The 17,946-nt window shown below is 64.1% G+C and carries 17 protein-coding genes; 2 read left to right on the top strand and 15 right to left on the bottom strand.

Features of this window, described 5'->3' with window-relative positions:
- Positions 1-35: 35 nt before the first annotated feature.
- The 5 genes from EBS11_RS03305 to EBS11_RS03285 form a co-directional block, all read right to left on the bottom strand.
- Positions 36-2,138 carry a c-type cytochrome gene (locus EBS11_RS03305; protein WP_290600529.1) on the bottom strand — a complete coding sequence of 701 codons (2,103 nt, stop codon included), beginning with the start codon at positions 2,136-2,138 and terminating at the stop codon, positions 36-38.
- A 144-nt stretch (positions 2,139-2,282) separates the two neighbouring features.
- Entirely contained in the window at positions 2,283-3,482 is a 1,200-nt protein-coding gene (locus tag EBS11_RS03300) for an FAD-dependent monooxygenase (RefSeq protein ID WP_290600528.1), read from the bottom strand.
- Positions 3,479-3,991 (bottom strand): MarR family transcriptional regulator, encoded by a 513-nt coding sequence (locus EBS11_RS03295; RefSeq protein ID WP_290600526.1) that lies wholly within the window; start codon positions 3,989-3,991, stop codon positions 3,479-3,481. The genes EBS11_RS03300 and EBS11_RS03295 overlap by 4 nt, the downstream gene beginning before the upstream one ends.
- On the bottom strand, positions 3,984-5,351 hold the full coding sequence (locus EBS11_RS03290) for an MFS transporter (protein WP_290600524.1): 1,368 nt from the start codon (positions 5,349-5,351) through the stop codon (positions 3,984-3,986). Before EBS11_RS03290 ends, EBS11_RS03295 begins: the two co-directional genes overlap by 8 nt.
- 138 nt (positions 5,352-5,489) lie before the next feature.
- A complete protein-coding gene (locus tag EBS11_RS03285; protein WP_290600523.1) occupies positions 5,490-6,404 on the bottom strand; it encodes a LysR family transcriptional regulator in 915 nt (304 codons plus the stop codon).
- Between the two features lie 101 nt (positions 6,405-6,505).
- Here EBS11_RS03285 and EBS11_RS03280 point away from each other — a divergent pair, with 101 nt between their 5' ends.
- Complete coding sequence (locus EBS11_RS03280; RefSeq protein WP_290600522.1) at positions 6,506-7,951, top strand: amidase; 1,446 nt, start codon at positions 6,506-6,508, stop codon at positions 7,949-7,951.
- On the opposite strand, the gene EBS11_RS03275 is transcribed toward EBS11_RS03280, so the two are convergent.
- The 5 genes from EBS11_RS03275 to EBS11_RS03255 form a co-directional block, all read right to left on the bottom strand.
- Complete coding sequence (locus tag EBS11_RS03275; protein ID WP_290600520.1) at positions 7,952-8,374, bottom strand: DUF2061 domain-containing protein; 423 nt, start codon at positions 8,372-8,374, stop codon at positions 7,952-7,954. It lies immediately after the preceding gene.
- 172 nt (positions 8,375-8,546) lie between these two features.
- Complete coding sequence (locus EBS11_RS03270; RefSeq protein ID WP_290600518.1) at positions 8,547-9,278, bottom strand: DUF4386 family protein; 732 nt, start codon at positions 9,276-9,278, stop codon at positions 8,547-8,549.
- 194 nt (positions 9,279-9,472) lie between these two features.
- Positions 9,473-10,258, bottom strand: coding sequence for a LytTR family DNA-binding domain-containing protein (locus EBS11_RS03265; RefSeq protein ID WP_290600516.1), 786 nt, complete (start codon positions 10,256-10,258; stop codon positions 9,473-9,475).
- On the bottom strand, positions 10,255-11,310 hold the full coding sequence (locus tag EBS11_RS03260; RefSeq protein WP_290600514.1) for a histidine kinase: 1,056 nt from the start codon (positions 11,308-11,310) through the stop codon (positions 10,255-10,257). The genes EBS11_RS03265 and EBS11_RS03260 overlap by 4 nt, the downstream gene beginning before the upstream one ends.
- A gap of 312 nt (positions 11,311-11,622) precedes the next feature.
- Positions 11,623-12,024 carry a nuclear transport factor 2 family protein gene (locus EBS11_RS03255; RefSeq protein ID WP_290600513.1) on the bottom strand — a complete coding sequence of 134 codons (402 nt, stop codon included), beginning with the start codon at positions 12,022-12,024 and terminating at the stop codon, positions 11,623-11,625.
- A 92-nt stretch (positions 12,025-12,116) separates the two neighbouring features.
- On the opposite strand from EBS11_RS03255, the gene EBS11_RS03250 reads away from it, so the two are divergent.
- Complete coding sequence (locus tag EBS11_RS03250) at positions 12,117-12,701, top strand: TetR family transcriptional regulator (RefSeq protein WP_290600512.1); 585 nt, start codon at positions 12,117-12,119, stop codon at positions 12,699-12,701.
- A gap of 35 nt (positions 12,702-12,736) precedes the next feature.
- Here the strand turns inward: EBS11_RS03250 and EBS11_RS03245 are convergent, their stop codons facing one another.
- The 5 genes from EBS11_RS03245 to EBS11_RS03225 form a co-directional block, all read right to left on the bottom strand.
- A complete protein-coding gene (locus tag EBS11_RS03245; RefSeq protein ID WP_290600510.1) occupies positions 12,737-14,098 on the bottom strand; it encodes a glycosyl hydrolase family 18 protein in 1,362 nt (453 codons plus the stop codon).
- Between the two features lie 372 nt (positions 14,099-14,470).
- Entirely contained in the window at positions 14,471-14,761 is a 291-nt protein-coding gene (locus EBS11_RS03240) for a hypothetical protein (RefSeq protein ID WP_290600509.1), read from the bottom strand.
- Positions 14,762-15,532: 771 nt separating this feature from the next.
- A complete protein-coding gene (locus EBS11_RS03235) occupies positions 15,533-16,267 on the bottom strand; it encodes a hypothetical protein (RefSeq protein ID WP_290600508.1) in 735 nt (244 codons plus the stop codon).
- On the bottom strand, positions 16,257-17,069 hold the full coding sequence (locus tag EBS11_RS03230) for a hypothetical protein (protein WP_290600507.1): 813 nt from the start codon (positions 17,067-17,069) through the stop codon (positions 16,257-16,259). Before EBS11_RS03230 ends, EBS11_RS03235 begins: the two co-directional genes overlap by 11 nt.
- A 541-nt stretch (positions 17,070-17,610) precedes the next feature.
- Positions 17,611-17,877 carry a hypothetical protein gene (locus EBS11_RS03225; RefSeq protein WP_290600506.1) on the bottom strand — a complete coding sequence of 89 codons (267 nt, stop codon included), beginning with the start codon at positions 17,875-17,877 and terminating at the stop codon, positions 17,611-17,613.
- Positions 17,878-17,946: the final 69 nt, after the last annotated feature.

Genomic DNA, 17,946 nt, shown 5'->3' with positions numbered 1-17,946 from the left:
GCATGAGCGTAGCAGATTGCGCATTCGGCTGCGCGTCAGTAGCGCGCATCCTTGGGCTTGCCGCCATGCGGCCAGTCCTTGACCTTGTCCGGGAAGTCCGGACGGGGCATGTGGCTGAAGTACTCGGCCACGTCGACGGCATCCTGGTCGGACAGGTTGCCCTGTCCCAGCGGGAATTTCTGGCCGTGGCCCATCACCATATTCGCCTTGACGAAGCCGGCTGCCGTGTAGGTCCTGGCCATGCCAGCGCCGATATTGAAGGAGCGCTCGCCCCACAGCGGCGGGAAGGCCACCGCGCCATCGGCGCCCTTGATGCCTTCGCCATTCGCGCCGTGGCAGACGGAACATTGCTCTGCATACACTTTCTTGCCATTCACTGGATTCGGCAGCAGGCTGCGGTCGATCTTCGCCACGCCCCGTCCCGGCACCTTGTCCTTCGCCTGCGTGGCGCCCTTCATCCACTCGATGTAGGCGACCATGGCCTGCAGGTCGGGGCCGTCCGCCGGCAGGGGCTTGCCATTCATCGAGCGCTTGAAGCAGCCATTGATGCGCTCGCCCAGGTTGATCACCTTGCCCGCGCGCGGCGCCTCGGCCGGGAAGAATGCCGCGATGCCCAGGAAGGGCGAGCCGTTGGCGACCGTGCCCCCGTTCAGGTGGCAGCTGCTGCAATTGAGGTCGTTGCCCACGTTCTTCGGCAGGCGCGCCCGCGTTTCCGTCATCAGCTGCATGCCGTGGATCAACTGCCGGGCATTCGGGTCCGCCTTCAGTGCCGCGTAGCGGGGCGTGTCGAAATCCGTCGCCGGCGGACCTTTCAGCTGCAGGTCCTTGCGCACCCTGGCGATCTGCGCGGGCGTGACGGGCGCGCCCTGGTTGCCCCACTTGCCGCGCACGAAGGTGAGGATCTCCGCCAGTTCATCGTTCGTCAGCTGGTCATAGGCGGGCATGCCGAAGGAACGGGGCGAATGCTGCGTGACGGCCGACTGCCAGCCCGTCAGGGCGATGTGGATGACGGTGGTGGGGTCTTTCGACTGCACGGAATCATTCTGCGCCAGGGTGGGGAAGATGTTGTCCACGCCACGGCCGTCGCGGCGGTGGCAGGTGGCGCAGAACTGCAGGTAGCCCAGGCCGCCGCGCGTGTTGTACAGGGCGTCGTCGCCGGCCGCCACCAGGGGCGCCGGGGCCTTTTGCGTCACGGGCGCGCCCGGCTTGGCCGGCAGGCCGTGCAGGTACTGGGCCAGCGCGTCCAGGTCGCCGTCCGTGAAGTACTGGGTGCTGTGCGTGATGACTTCCGTCATGCTGCCGGCCGCCGTGCCGAAGCTGTTGCGGCCCGTTTTCAGCAGGCGCACGATTTCCGCCGGCGTCCACAGGTTGCGCAAATTCACCGCATGCCAGCCGTCAAACGTGAAGCCGGACAGGTAGTGCTTGCCGCCGCTGCCATCCTGGCCCATGGTTTTTTCCTGGAAGGCCACGCCGCGCGGCGTGTGGCAGGAGCCGCAGTGGCCCAGCCCCTGGGCGATATAGCTGCCGCGGTTCCACACGGCCGACTTGCTGGCGTCCGGCTTGAACGGCGCGTCGTCGAGGAAGACGGCATTCCACAGGGACAGGCCCCAGCGCATGCTGAACGGCCATTTCATGTCCGTGTCGCGGTTCTGCTGTGCCACGGGCGCCACGCCCCGCTGCAGGTAGGCGTACAGGGCCTGCATGTCGTCCGGCGTGATCTTCGCGTAGGACGGGTAGGGCATGGCCGGATACAGGTTGTGGCCGTCGGCCGCCACGCCCTTGCGCATGGCGCGGTCGAATTGCGCGAACGAATACCTGCCCAGGCCCGTCTTCGCGTCCGGCGTGATATTCGTGCTGTAGATGGTGCCGAACGGGGTTTTCAGCTCCAGGCCGCCCGCCATGGCGGCGCCGTTCGGGCTCGTGTGGCATGCCACGCAGTCGCCCAGGCGGGCGACGTATTCGCCACGCTTGATCAGTTCGGCGGACGGCGCCGCCGTCGCCGGCGGTGCGGCGGCCCAAGCCGGCGGGGAGCAGAACAGGATGCTCATCAGGAGCAGCAGTACCAGCATCAGGGCGGGTGGAAAGGAAAGACGGCGGCGCGCGCCGGACGGCAGAATGGAAGTGGAATTGGCGTTCATGGTGACCCTCTATTATCAGGGGCCAGCATACGCATCCGCCGCCGGGGCGGAAATTGGGAGTTTCTATCGGCCGACTAGGTAATCGAGCTTAGTGCATCCGGCCGCCGATTCGTGTATGCAAGGCACGGCTGCCGGACGCGGGCATCAGCGCATGTGCGCATAATCGGGCAGCGCCAGGGCATCGGCCTTGGGTGTCAAGAACCTGGCCAGCAGTGATTTGACGATGGGCACATTACTCATACGCAACAGGGCATGGCCCAGGGCGATCCCCGCGCGGCTGTGGGGCGAGGCGAGCCGGGGCGCGAACAGGGGCACGTCCTGCGCCTGGTCGACATAGGGCCGCATGATGCTTTCATACGCGGCAAAGGCTTGCGCGTGATCGTCGTGGCGTCCCAGTTCGCCCGCCAGCACGTAGGCGCCGCACATGCCCAGGCTGGTGCCCATGCCGCTGATGGGCGAGGCGCAATACGCGGCATCGCCGACGAGCGCTATCCTGCCCTTGGACCAGCGGGCCATCTTTACCTGGGAAATCTGGTCCAGGTACAGGTCGGGCGCGTCGTCCAGGGCGGCCAGGATGCGCGGCGTTTCCCATTTCAGGCCGGCGAACTTTTCCTTCAGCAAGGTCTTCTGCCGGGCCGGCGACAGCTTTTCGTAGCCATTGGCCGCTTCCTGGAAGGACAGCAGGGCGCGGCTGGTGCCCAGGTTGTCGGGACGCACGCACACGCTCAGGCCGCCAGGGGCATTGAACCAGCGCATCTGGCGCGCATCGCCCGGCGCGCGGGGGATGGTGAAATACGCCGTGTACAGCTTGAAGGAGCGGCGCCGCACTTCGTCGCCGAAGACGAGCTTGCGCGTGGGCGAGCCGACGCCCTCGGCGGCAATGACGAGATCGAACATTTCCTCGCCGCCCTGCGCGAAGCGCACCTTGACGCCGTGCGGCAAGTCCTCGAGCGCGGCGATGCTGTCGCCGAAGCGGTACTCCACCGTGCTGCGGCCATGCTCGATCAGCAGCCTGGCCAGCTCTCCGCGCAGGATTTCCAGTTCCGCCACGGGGCCGTTGCCGTCGAACGCGCCGATGCCGATCTCCGCCCGGGTGCGGTCTTGCTCGTCGACAAACCGGATGCCGTCTTCGTGCGTGCTCCTGGCGCGGATGGCGCTCTCGAGCCCCATGCGCTGCGCCACCACCTTGCCGGCGCCGCGCACGTCGATGGTCTGGCCGCCGTCGCGGAACTCGGGCGCCCGTTCGACGACCGTCACGGCCATGCCCTGGCGCGCCAGCCAGTATGCCAGGGTGGGACCGGCGACGCTGGCGCCCGTGACGAGGATGCTTCTTTGCTTTTTCATGGCTTCTTCTTTCCTGATGTGCCAGGCAAGGTGGTCTGGTATACCGTAATGACTTGCTGGAGAAATTGTTCGATCGTCGCGCGCTCGTGCGCGGACAGGGCGCCCAGCACCGCGTCCAGGCCGTCGAGCATCGGCGCGATGTGGCGGTAGGTCTGCGCCACGGAGGCTGGCACGGGATGCACGAGCACGCGGCGCTTGTCGTCCTGCTGGCGCACGCGCGTCACGTGGCCGGCCCGTTCCAGGCGGTCGATGACGAGCGTCACCCCCGCCGTCGTGACGGACAGGCGCGCGGCCAGTTCATTGGGCGACAGGGGGCCATGGGTGATGAGCTGCTCCATCAGGGCCATGTCCGTCTGGTTGATGCCCAGGGCATTGCTCAGGCGCAGCGCCGTTTCCCGCGTGAGGATGGCGATATCCTGCAGCTGGCGGCCGATGACGTCGCCGGCGATATGCATGCCGCGCGGGTCTTCGGGTGGGTATGCGTCGATGGGTGCTTTCTGGTCATGCATGATTTACCTCAAGTTCAGAGTGTGTTGCAGTGGGGAAAAATAAGGTCACGCCCGCAAAGGCGACGAGTATGCAGGCCTGGATGGCCAGCGCGGCACGGAAGGCCAGGTCCGGCGTCAGCGCGGGTTGGGCGGCAAAAAAGGCTCCGCTGAACACGGCCACGCCGATCGACGCGGCGATCGATTGCACGGCAGTCAGGACGCCGGAACCGGAGCCGATCTGCGGCGCATCGAGGGCCGCCAGGATGATGCTGAAGAGCGCGGCAATCACCAGGCCGGCCCCGATGCCGCACACCAGCAAGCCAGGCGCCACCTGCCAGGCGGAAAATGCCGCCGTCTTGCCCAGTTCAAAGTGCAGCAGCGCCAGGCCGGCAAGCTGGACAGCGGCCCCCAGCTGCAGTACCTTGCGTCCGAACCGCGCCGCCAGCACGGCGCCGCTCAAGGTGGCGCCGCAGGCCGTGCCGATGGCGAAGGGCAGGTTGGCGATGCTTGCCGCGCCGGCCGTCAAGCCATGGCCGATCTGCAAGAAGAGGGTGACGACCAGCTGCATGCCGATGAGCGAACAGAAGAACAGGGCGATGCCCGCCAGCCCCGCCGTATAGGCGGGCCGCCGGAAAATCGACGGCATCACGAGCGGCGTGCGCCCGGTCCGCGCGAGGACCGACTGGCGCAGGGCAAACAGGCCGAAGCCCGGCACGGCGACGGCGATGCTGGCCCAGCCCCAGCCCGGCCACGCGCCCGCCTCGCCCAGCGGCAAGACCAGCAGCACGGACGACAGCACCAGCAAGCCGCTGCCGGCCAGGTCGATGTGGATAGACGGATCGCCTGGGCGGCGCGGCAGGTAGCGCCATGCCACGAGGAAGCACGCGGCGCCGACGGGAAGGTTGATCAGGAACACGGCCCGCCAGCCCAGGCCGAACGGCGCCGTTTCCAGCAGCAGCCCGCCCAGCACGGGGCCGAGTATGCCCGCCAGGCCCAGGATGGGACCGAAGATGCCGAAGACCCTGGCCAGGTCCGGACCGCTGTAGTTTTCACGCAGCAAGCCCAGTCCCTGCGGCAGCAGCATGGCGCCGGCCAGTCCCTGCAGCAGGCGGAAGGCAATCAGCGCGGCAATGGTCGGCGCCATGGCACAGCACAGCGAGGCGAGGGTAAAGGCGCCCAGGCCGTACAGGAACATGGCGCGCCGTCCGTAGCGGTCGCCGAGCCGCCCGCCGAGCACGAGTCCCGCGCCCAGGGCCAGCGCATAGCCGCCGATGACCCATTGCATCTGGGCGGCGCTGGCGCCGAGCGAGCCGATCAGGGCAGGACCGCCGACGTTGACGATGGTGGAGGCGGCAAGGTCCATGATTTCGGCAACGATCATGACCACTAAAATCGGCCAGCGCGGCAGCGGGACAGTCTTCATCACAATAAATAGCTAACTTAGTTAGTAATAAAACGAAACAGTATACGGACCCGATCCCTTTGTCAAGGGCCGCAGGGCGCCCCGGCGGGCGTCCCGCTACGCCACGCTTGCCGCGATGCGCTCGCGCAGCCAGCGGTGGCCCGGCTCCAGGTGCATGCGCTCGTGCCACACCATGGCCATCTCGTAGTCGGGCAGGGCGACGGGCGGCTCGCACGTGCGCAGGGTGCCCAGCGCATTCTTCAGCAGGCGCGACGGCAGCAGGGCCACCATGTCGGAAGCGGCCAGCAGGGGCGGGACGATGAGGAAGTGGGGCACGGACAGCACCACCTTGCGCGTGCGTCCCAGCTGTTGCAGGGCCGTATCGACGGCCGTGCGGAAGCCGCCGCCATTGGGCGAGACGACGATGAATTCCAGCGCGCAGAATTGATCGAGGTCGGGCGGCGACTGCAGCAGCGGGTGGTCGTGGCGGCCCGCCAGCACGTAGTGCTCCGTAAACAGGGTGCGGTGGCGCAGGCCGGGCGGCGCTTCTTCCTGCGCCAGGAAGCCCAGGTCGACCTGGCCCGTCTCCAGTGCCTGCGCCATGCGCGCCGGCACGGCCTCGAAGACGGCCATGCGCGACAGGGGCGCCTGGGCGCGCAGGGCGGGCAGCATGGGCAGCAGGATCGCGTACTCGGTGGCGTCGGCCGCCGCCAGGTTCCAGCGCACCTGGGCCGTGACGGGGTCGAACGCCGGTGCCGGCTGCAGGACCTGCTCCAGCTGGGCCAGCACGGCTTGCAGGGGCGCCAGCAGGGCCAGGGCGCGCGCCGTGGGCAGCATGCCGCGCGGGCCGGGCAGGAGCAGCGGATCGCCGAAGGCGGCGCGCAGCTTGCCCAGCTGTACGCTGACGGACGGCTGGCTCAGGTGCAGGCGCTCTGCCGCCCGCGTGACGTTGCGTTCGATCAGGAGTGCGTTCAGGGTCAGCAGCAGATTCAAGTCCAGCCTGTGCAAGTCCAGCTTATGTAAATTGTTCATGGCTATACCTAGTATTTACCTTATTCATTTCCACTATAATAGCGCAAGCCCTAGAGTGGTTCCTGTCACTTCTATTCTTCACCTTTTACAGGAACTAACGAATGCAACTCCATGAATATACAAGCTTTGATGGGCTGGGGCTGGCCCAGCTGCTGCGCGCCGGCCACGTCAGCGCGGCCGAACTGCACGACGCGGCCGTGCGCGCCTGCGCCGCCGTCAACCCGCACATCAACGCCGTGGTCGAGCTATGGCAGGCCGATTGCTCCCCCATCGACAGCGCGGCACCCTTCGCCGGCGTACCCTTTTTGATCAAGGACGTGGCCATCACGATGGCGGGCCGCCGCAGCGAATACGGCAGCCGCCTGGGCGCCGGCCACGTGGCCGCCGCCGACTCGCATCTGATGACGCAGCTGCGCCAGGCGGGATTGCGCACCTTTGGCCGCACGAGCACGCCGGAAATGGCCTTTGCCACCACCACGGAACCCGTGCTGTACGGCGCCACGCGCAATCCGTGGAACCTGGCGCTGAGCGCGGGCGGCTCCAGCGGCGGCGCGGCGGCGGCCGTGGCGGCCGGCATCGTGCCCCTGGCCCATGCGACGGACGCAGCCGGTTCCATCCGCGTGCCGGCCGCCTCCACGGGCCTGTTCGGCCTGAAACCGAGCCGGGGCAGGGTCTCGAACGGTCCCGCCATGGACGAGATCTTCAGCGGCCTGGGCGTGCAGCTGGGCGTGAGCCGCAGCGTGCGCGACAGCGCCGCCTTGCTCGATTGCGTGCAGGGCGCGATGCGGGGCGAGCCGTATGTGACGGCCGCGCCCCGCGCCACCTGGCTGTCGCAGGTGGACGTGGCGCCGGGCCGGCTGCGCATCGGCGTGCAGCGCGATGCCTGCAATGGCGCCCGTCCCGTGCCTGCCGTGCGCGCCGCGCTGGACGCCAGCGTGCGCCTGCTGGAGGAACTTGGCCACCACGTGGAAGAGGTTGCGCCTGACTTGGGCGTGCCGTGGGACGTCTTCGTGCAAGCCAACGCCAGCATCTGGTGCGCCAACCTGGTGCCGTGGATGGACGGCGTGGCGCAGGAAAGCGGGCGCGCCGTGTCGCCGGACACGCTGGAAGCCGCCACCCTGGCCTGCTACCGTTACGGGCAGAGCGTGTCGGCGGTGGACTTTGTCGCCGCCCTCGACGTGCGCAACACGGTGACGCGCCAGGCGGGCGCCCTGTTCGGCCGGTACGACGTGCTGCTCACGCCCACCTTGCCGGACCTGCCGTGGCCGCTGGGACGCTATGGGGAGAACGAGGCGGCGCTGGACGGCCTGGGCTGGACGGCGCGCCTGTTCGAGCACTCGCCGTACACGCCGCTGGCGAACGTGGCGGGCTTGCCGGCCATGTCCGTGCCGCTGGTGCAGTCGGCCGATGGCTTGCCGATCGGCATGCAGTTCATGGCGGCGTATGGCAACGATGGCACCTTGCTGCGCCTGGCGGGGCAGCTGGAGCGGGCGGCGCCATGGGGGCAACGGCGGCCGCCCGTGTGGGCGGGGAATACGGAAAACTGATTACAGGGCCGCGAGGCGGGCCGCGCCGCGGCTTTCCATGCGGGAACGGATGCGTTCCCACAGGCGGTCATGGAAGGGCAGGACGATCACGTTGCAGATCGGCTCGACCACGGCCAGCAAGCCGCCGAAGGCCATCGATCCCGTGGCCCAGTACATCACGCCGAAGGCCACGCCCATGTGCAGGCAGGTCTGGCTGATCTTTTCGCCGGCCCGCGCGGCCAGGCCCAGAGGGCTGTCCGCGTGGCGGCGGCGCAGCGCGTGCCAGGCCTTTTCATGCCAGGGCAGCAGGGCCACGTTGATGACGGGTTCGATAATTGCCGCCAAGCCACCGAGCGCCAGGGACCCCGTCAGCAAATAGGCGAGGCCGAAGGCGATCGACATATGCGTGCAGACCTGGCTGAATGTTTTGATGGCTGTAAACAAGGGATGCTCCTTTCTGTAGAATTCGCTTATCCTTGAGTTAGATAGTAACGATTCTCATTTACAAAAGGAAGTAAAATATTTCAACCGAATCAATAGATGCAGACTATGAATAGCCTGCATCTCATTGCCAATATCCCCGGCACCGCCGCAGGCCACGCCCCCAGCTGTCCCATCAGCCAGCGGCAGGCCGTGGCGCCAGGCCCCGCAGCAGCAGCCACAGGCCCGTGAGCGGGTACACGAGCCCCAGGGGGAGCAGCAGGGCGTGCATCACGTCCAGGCCGAACAGTTCGCGCGCGACGGCGATCCACTGCAGCACGCCGGCCAGCATGCCGGTCACGGCCAGGGGGCGCGGGATGGCCGCGGCGCGGTACAGCAGCAGATACATCAGGGTCACGCCGAGACCGCCCAGCAGCTTGTCCGGGAAGTGCACGCCGTTGCGCAGCCCGGCCAGCAGGGCGCGCGCCGGCTCGTACGCGAGGGCGTCGGCGCCGGCGGCGAGGTAGGCGGCGCTCAGGCTGCGCATGGCCAGCACCAACGTGCCCTCGAACAGGCTGGTGGCCAGGGCCGCCGCCACGAGCGCCACGTAGCAGCGGCTCAGCAGGGGCTGCTGCGCTCCATACCAGCCGCGCAGGGCCGCCGCCATGGCCACGCCGACGAGGGCCGTGAATAGTCCCAGCAGGACGATCAGGCCGACCTGCAGCGGCATGCCGGCGGCCCGCGACAGGAAGCCCGGCGCGGCGAACACCTGCGGCTGCAGCTGGAAATTCGAGCAGATGCCCAGGCCGAAAGTCAGCAGCAGGCCCGCGCCCAGCCAGCGTCCCGGCGCGGCAGCGTCGTGCGAGGCGGCCGGGCGGGGCAGGGGAGCGTCATGCAGGGGGGCTGCGGCGGAAAATTGTGGTTTCATCGGTACACCTTTATCGGATTGGCAAGTGGCGGTCCGTGCAGGACCCGTGGGCGCAGTGTCGGCAAGCGGGGCCGCCGCCGCAAGGCCGATCCGACGCGGCACGCGCGCGGGGTGCCGAAGCGCGCCAGGACGCGATGGGCAGCGCGGCACCGTTCGGCGAAAGGAGGCCCGCGCCGGCCAGGCCGCGCCGGCGGCTATTCCGCCTTGAAGAGGTGCAGGAAGGTGCGGCTGACCGGCAGCACTTCCGGCCGGTGCTTCAGGGTCAGTTCCGCCGTTTCATGGGCGCCGCGCACGACCTGGCGCACGGCATGCAGGTTGACCACCACGGCCCGGTGGATCTGCTGGAACTGCTGCGCATCGAGCTGCGGCAGCAGTTCCTTGAGCGTGTTGCGCAGCAGCGCCTCGGCAGGCTTGCCGCCGTCGCGCCAGGCCACCAGCGTGTACTTGTCGTCGGACTTCAGGTAATCGACGTCGTCGACGGGGATCAGGCGCACGGCCGGCCCCACGGAGGCGCGCAGCCAGCGCAGGGGCGGCGGTGCCGCTGCGCGCGCGGGCGCGGCCTGCAGGCAGGCGGCCAGCTCCCGCAGCAGCGCCTCGCCGGCCAGGCCGGGCCGGGATTGCGCCAGGCGTTCGCGCACGCGCGTCACGGTGCCGGCCAGGCGCGCCAGCTGCACCGGCTTGACCAGGTAGTCGAGCGCGCCCTGTTCGAAGGCGCGCACCGCATACTGGTCGTAGGCGGTGACGAAGACCAGGTGGGCGCGGCGGCCGATCTGGCTGGCCACCTCGACGCCGGACAGGCCCGGCATGTGTACGTCGAGGAAGCACACGGCCGGCTGGTGCCGCTCGAACAGGGCGAGCGCTTCCGGGCCGTTGCGCGCCTCGGCCACGACCTGCAGCTCCGGCCAGCACTCGGCCAGCTGGCGCCGCAGGCTGGCGCGCAGCAGCGGTTCATCTTCGGCGATCAGGGCGGTGATGGTCATGGCCATGCGGGACACTCGATGGAAACACGGAAACCGTGGGGCGCATTTTCGCTGATGCGCAAGGCCGCCGCGGCGCCGAACATCAGCGCCAGGCGCTCGCGCAGGCTGCCCAGGCCCGTGCCGAGACCGGGGCTGCCCGCCTGCAGGCCCACGCCGGTGTCGCTCACCTCGATATGGCAGCGACCGTTCGCTTCGCTGATGCGCACGTCGATGCGCCCGCCGTCCAGGCCGGGGTCGATGCCATGGCGCACGGCATTCTCGACCAGGGTCATCAGGGTCATGGGCGGGCATTGCAGCCGCGCGCAGCCGGGCGCGACGTCGATCGCGAACCGCAGGCGGTCCGGCATGCGCAGCTGCATCAGCACCAGATAGGCGCCCACCATCTCCAGTTCCTGCTCCAGGCGGGTGGCCGATTCGTTCAGGCGCGGCACGGCGGCCCGCAGGTACGTCACCAGGTGGGCCAGGACGGGCGCCGCATGGCTGGAGCCGGCATCGAGCAGCGCCTGCAGGCTGGCCAGCGTATTGAACAGGAAATGCGGCTGGACCTGGGCCTGCAGCAGCGAGGCGCGCGCATCGCGGGCCTGGCGTTCCAGTTCGCCGCGCCTGCGCTCGGCCTCGCGCACGCGGGCGTCGCGCTGGCGCAGCAGGGCGGCCATGGCCATCCACGGCCCCAGCAGCAGTCCCAGGAACGCCAGCGCGACAAAGCTTTGCAGCCGCACCGGCACCTGCCAGAACGGCGGCGCGCCGGCCCCGGTATTGAGGAGATAAAGTCCGGCCAGGGTCAGCACGATCGCCAGCGCCACGCCAAGCACCTGCAGCACCCAATGGGCCAGCGTGCCCGGCAGCCGGCGCGGCCAGCGCTCGAACAGGCCGTACGCCAGCAGTGCCGCCAGCGCCGGCAGGAACACCGCCATGGCCAGATACCAGAGCGGGTCTTCCCAGGACAGGGAAAACAGGGCGAATTCGGCCAGTGCGGCCAGTCCCGCCACGCACAGGCGCGGCAGGGACAGGCAGGCGCGCAAGCCATCGAGGACGCGGCGGAGTGTCAGCATGAAGTGGGCGGCCCCGGAAATTGCCATAAGAGCAGCAGAATATGGCAAAGCCACGCTGGCCGCAATAGCGGCGGGCATGAAGCACGGATTCCGGGGCGCCGGCTGCGCCCTGCGGGGCCGGGCCGCGATGGCGCCAGACGCGGCGCGGTGGCGCGGGCCAGGCGCGCAACCGGCATGCGACCGGCACGGGGACACGGGCGGGGTTCGGGGAAAGGCCGGCCGTCGCGGCGCGCCCGCCGGCCTGGCCGCCCCGTCATGCCGCGCAACGCCGGCCAGGCTTGCCGCGGCTGAAGGGCGCCCCGCTTGAGCGGCTCAGCGTATCGCCGTCGCCTGCGACCAGACGGCTTGCCAGCGCCCGTCGCGCCATTCGTAGCTGTCCGTATGCCAGTAGCGTGCGCGCGGCACGGCGTGGCCGGCGAAGACGATTTCCAGGTGCGCCTGGTAGCGCAGGACGGCGGCCGCGCCGTACAGGCGCACGCTGATCGCTTCCGGCTCCCAGCTGACATAGCGCATGTGGCCCGAGGCGATGGCCCCCAGGTAGTCGTCCCGCGACAGCATGCTGCCGATGGGCGTGATCAGCTGGAAGTCATCGGCGTGCAGGAGGCGGGCCGCTGCCACATCGGCCGCCACCAGGGCGCGCACACGGCTGCGTTCCGCGTGGCGCAGCCATTCCATTTGCTGGTCGGCGTTCATTGCTGCGTTGAAATCGTTCATGACAGTCCTGTTCGAGACGGTGATTGACACTTTGACGGTTTTTGTCAAAAAGTCATGTTGACACTATATACTCAGAGTGTCAACATGTCCGCATGACGAACGATGCCCTGAAACGAAAGCACATCCTCGATGCGGCGCTGGCCGTGTTTTGCCGTTACGGCTACCGCAAGACGTCCATGCTCGACATCGCGCAGGCGGCGGGCATGTCGCGCGCCGCGCTGTACCTGCATTTCAGGAACAAGGAAGACGTGTTCCGCGCCGGTTCCGAACGGGCCCATGCCACGGTCCTGGCGCAGGTGGCAGCGGCGCTGGCCGAACCCGGCCCCGTTTTCGCGCGCATGGAAACGGCCTTGTTGGCATTCCAGCAAGGCTTGCTGGCGGAGATTTCGGCCAGTCCCCATGGAGAGGAACTGTTTGACGCCAACATGACGCTGGCCGCCGGCATCACGCTGGCGGCACGGGCCAGGCTGGTCCACGCCCTGGCCGGCGCGCTGGAACAGGCCGAAGCCGCCGGCGACATCGCCCTGCGCCGGGTCGATGCGAACGCCGCGCAGGTGGCGCAGCTGATGCTGGCGACCATCGATGGCCTCAAGCACGCGCAGGGCGGCGGAGAGACGCAGCGCGAGGGCATCGCGCTGCACATGCGCGTGCTGGGCGCGGCCTTGCTGCGCATGTGAGCCGGTGGCCCCCATGCGCGGGCGGGCCTGGCCGCTTACGGCAGGGTTTTCAGCACGGCCTTCGTCGGCACGGAGAAGTTATAGCCGTCGTGGCGGTCCCAGTTGATCGACCACGTCATCACGCCGCGGAAGTCCGGATACGCCTGCAGCGGCTTGATGGTGCCGCAGTTGAGCAGGCGCGTCAGGCAGTTCAGGGCATTGCTGACGTCGGCATTCGTCGTGAAGCCGGAGCCGGCCGAGCTGCGGCCGGACGGCACGCCAAAGCCCACCTGGTCCGGACGCAGGCCCGCGAAGGTATTACCGCCATAGTTGAATCCTTCGATCAGCATGCGCGCCGTGGCCACCAGCTGGTCCGCCGAGCCGGCCTTGATGGCGCCCGTCGCGTACGGCGTGTAGATGTCGCCATTGTTGTAGTACTGCGGATGCAGCACCGTCAGCTCGGAGCGCAAGGCATTGATGATGGGAATGTAGGCGCCCCAGATGCTGCCATAGCTCGTGTAGCCCCCTTCCACGTACACCCATTCCGGCGCCATCGACAGGTAGAAGCTGCTGCCGACCTTGGCTTTCAGGTTTTTCACGGCAATCGGCAGATAGGTCTGGATGGCCGCGCCCTGCGCCACGCCGTTTTCCAGGTCCAGGTCGATGCCGTCGAAACCGTATTTGGTGATGATGGCGTACAGGCTGTTGGTGAAATTCGTCGCTTCGGCCGTGGAACCGACGGAAACGGAGCCGTTCTGCCCGCCCAGCGACAGGATGACTTTCTTGCCCTTGGCCCGCTTGGCGGCCACGTCGGCGATGAACTGCGCTTCCGTGCCGGCGCCCGGATCGATGGTCAGGCTGACATTGCCGCCGCCCGCATTGTCGCCGAACGAGACGACGATCACGTCCCAGTCATCGCTGACCTGGCTGATCGGATAGGTGGCGCCGCTGGGGTTGGTGAAGTTGTGCCAGTAGCCGATCAGCGCGTGCTTGGCCAGGCCGGTGGGCGTCGGTGTCGGAGTTGGTGTTGGTGTTGGTGTTGGCGTCGGAGTAGGGGTAGGGGTAGGGGTAGGCGTTGGCGTCGGAGTTGGCGTAGGTGTAGGAGTTGGAGTCGGCGTAGGAGTCGGGGTGGGCGTGCCGCAGTCTCCCACCACCGTCCATGGCTGGCCGCTGCCGGCGCCGCCGCTGCTCGTCGATGGATTATTCCCCTGCGTCCACCAGTTGGCCGTGTAATTGACGTTGTTGTAGCTGGCCTTGCCGCCGCCGTTGTAGGCGGTGCCGCTGTTCCACGGCGTATAGCAGGCGACCGCTTCGGTGCCGCCGGCCAGCAGCTGGCTCGCGCCACCGCTGGCGCCGTCGCTGCCACCGCCGCAGGCGGCCAGCGTCCCGCCAAAGAGGGTAATGATGAGGGTATTCATGACTGTCCGGTTCACTTGCATCTCCTTATGTATTTTTTCATGGCCGGCCGGCTGCACACCGTCCGATTTTTCAGAGTGCAAGCATTGCAGGTGGTAGTCAACTGGTTTTATCCTTTGCGCAAGATCACAATACCAGTTGCCAATCTTCCCCAGTAGACGGCCGATGCGGGCCATACCAGTGCCCGATTTCCCGCGGGCTGGTATGGTGCCAGGAAGGCGCCGGGAGCAGGGCGGGGAAGGGAGGAAGACGCCAGCGACGGCCACGGCGCAGTTTCCAGCCGCAGATCGCCTGCGTCCGCCCGGTCGCTTCGGCCGCATCTGCAGTATCTGCCGTATCTGCATTCAAGCCGCGATGTGAGCAGCGACCGGCCATCAGCCACCCAGCCGGGTCGCGCTGCCGCCGCCGGGATTGCCGGGCATCGGGCGCACTTGCCTCAGCATGGTCCAGGACGCCTCCGATGCAAAAGATGGCGAAAACACATCAAGGCTGGCAAAAATGCGCTGCGTGGCCGACCCATGGAAAATATGATGTTTTACATTCAAAACTATCAGTAGCTCATTGATTTCAATACGATATTTCCCTGTGATCATGCCCGACGAGACCCGGGTATGGCCGCATGCAGCATGTAAGGCAGGCAATCTTGCACCCGCAAGCACCAGCATGATTTTGCCATTTAAAGTATGCGAGGCGCCCGGATCATGGCGATGGGAGGCCCCGCATCCCGGCAGCTGGCTTTGCCCCCAGGCCCCGGGACTGCGTGTGGCGCGTCCCGAACGGACCAGCGCGGCCATGAGCGCGGCGCACTGGCCACGGCACCGAGCCGGAACGGTCCGTGTCCGTGTTCACCACGCCTGGCTGGTAAAAACGTCGTGCAGCCAGCAGCGCGACGCGGACCATGCGCTAGCGCAGCCTGATGGCGCAGCGCCGCAGCCGAATGCGCAGGAATGCGCAGAACAACAGTTTCCTGGCAATCCCGCTACGCCAGCTGCCGCAGCCACGTAGCGGCGCAAGCAGGAAACCAGGCGCGTGACGGCTCCAGACAGGCCGCGCTGCAAGGCACGAGCAACCGTAGCGGCACGGCAGGACAGTCCGCGCGACATCGAACCGCCATCATTGCACCGGCAGCCGGGCGCCACACGGAACAGGCGGCATCCATGGCCACGGATGCTGCGCGTTTCGCTCAAGGGCCAGCTTCGCGGCGAGAGTCCAGGCCAGACAGAATGCGCAGCGCAGAAATCCTGGGAGCACGCGTGTCCAAGACGCTAAAATCGCATTTGCGATTGTCCAACTTGCAAAAAGGGGGATTTGACGAATTGCTCCACAACTTCGCATAATTTATATTATGTCAAATAAGAAGTCGGAGTGGAAGATACTTGTGGTTGCTCCATGCTTGGGTCTACATGCTTTCGGGGCTTGATCTGAACCACTCCTCTTCAATAAAGATCTATTCCCGATTTAACTTCTTCTAGTGTTGCCATAAAGTCCTTATTCTCTTTGAGATATCTCGCCCCATGAACGTCTAAAAATTGAATGGCCATCAATACAAGTCTGAATTGTGCGTAGTCCGTAAAATTAATCAGTGTCAATAAATGCTCCCTTCTATCGTTGGCTGTAAAATCATTTTCATCACTTAGTTTCTCAGTAACCATTTTTACAGTGATATAAAAAGCGCGAAGAATCCCATAGATTTGATCTGTTGAATCCAATGCCGTCAGAAAATTAGTAATTGCAGTATCTTTTGCCCCTACTTGCCGAAGAAGATGAACTCCATCCTCAATGTGCATTATTGCTGCCGCACCACGTTTCTCAGGCATCACCCCATTGGGAAAATCAAACGAAAAATTATCCAGTAATAACTTCTGCGAATTTATCATATTAAAAAATAGAAGTCCTAATGACCTCAACTTTTCATTTCGCTTGTTCTCCCTTAATTCATTTCGCAAATCCAAATTTGTTTCATTCTGCAGATTAAGCGATTTTATAAGTAGCATAATAGATATGAAGCTTAATATGGGATTCAACGATCCCCCCATATAGTCGCCAAACTGCCCCCATATCGCAAAATCTTCAGCAGTGGATGCCCCAAAGCCGCAGAATTTGACTATATAAGTCAATCCCACCAGGACCATAGCAGTTATGGCGAAAAATCTATACCAATTAACTTTCATAACCCTCCACAATGTATTTCACTATTTTTTGACTGTGAATCCGAACCGGGGAAACCTTCAGCTTCATATGCAAATGATATTCAGGCTTTATGCCATTGTTTTCATTTAAATTTATAGAAAACTTCTTCTTCCCTATCATCGAAATACTCTCATACTCGGTAGAAAATCCGAAGGCCACGGTTTCATTCGACCCTTTTATTTGAAGCCGACCATTTCCTGTCTTAGTATTAAATCGAGTTATCGCAGCTAGTATTTCAATTTCCTCGTTAGAACGCTCCAAATCAAGAGTTCTTACTGACTCGTCATTGAATTCCACTAAAAGCTTTATGCCATCACGTTGTCGATATTGAACTCTTACATCGTGGCCGAAATTTTTTGTAACTGCATGAATATTCGTTACTGCAGTAATACGTAATCGATCAGTAAGTTCTTGCGATAAATTTCCAAGAGAATCTATTACCTCTTGCGCCTTGTCCGACAAATCTTTTATCTCAATATATATAGATTCATTTAAATAGAAAGAAATAATTTCAGAAAATGCAGATTGTCCAATAGCGGTAAGTTTGGCTTGGAGAATATCATCAAATACATCAATGCTAAATTTTTGACCGTAGGACCCTTCAAACGTGCGTTTCATTACGGTTCGCACTGGTGCGTGTGCCGTTTTCCTTACAGGAACTTTACGTTCAAGCACAGTCTGGGCAATACAGCGTGTAGCATCAGAAACACCTTTCAATGTATCCAATCCAGATTTCATGTCTACTGCATATTGTTGGGTATCTATTACAACCTCAAATTCCATTGACATATATTCCTTTTTAAGGCGTCAAATGTGTGTTTTCACTTGGCCTTACTTTAAGATTAAAATGGCCACAGCTACTTAAAAAGGCACAATAGACATGTGCTTTAAGGAAATTCTGCGGTACTTCTCGCATTCTAACCGCAAAAATTGCTTAAAAGCCACTTCAAATGTTGCAAACCCGCAAAAAAAGTTGTGAAAATCTCCTTTTTCAATTCTAGTTTTGGCTATCGAAGTCTCCCCGCATCGCACGATCACAGATTCCATGACAGCGAATCTCGTCCTTAAAGCAACGCTCACATACACGTAAACGCAAACAATATCGGGCCTGTTGCACTGCCCATTTAGGCACCCCAAGCATGTACATAAAATCGCCCAACATTCTCGTGCGGTTGACCGCCCTCCAGTTCGTTCGTCTGGAATTTCGAATAATCCAGTACTGATTGCGAAATTCATCCTCAATTTGCTCAAGTATCCGCAGTGAATTAGCATCAAAATTTGCCATGTCACGTCCCTCCTCCCCGTCAATCAAGGTGGAGAACTGTCAGAACGGGCCATCGTCCACCACTTGTGGCATTCCCGGTGCCGTTGCCAGGTACACGACGCCGAGATTGTTGTTGCACCAGGTCTGCAAACCGTCCCTGCAATGGCCGGAAAGCGCCTGAAATGCGACCTGCGCAGCGCGCAGCATGTTTGCACAAAACGGCACCCGCCATACATCGACTTCCGGTACCACGATGCCCCTGGAGCGGAAGTTGCGTTTCTGGTCAAGCGCCCTGCACTGCATTTCCTTGGCGCAGTATTTCGCCATGTAGCTGGCGATCTAATGTGCCCCGGCCACGCGAAAGTCGAAACGGTGCGGGTCGCGGACGTGGACTTG

Source organism: Janthinobacterium sp. (assembly GCF_009923995.1).
GTDB lineage: Bacteria > Pseudomonadota > Gammaproteobacteria > Burkholderiales > Burkholderiaceae_D > Janthinobacterium.
This window is presented reverse-complemented; position numbering and strand designations above follow the sequence as displayed.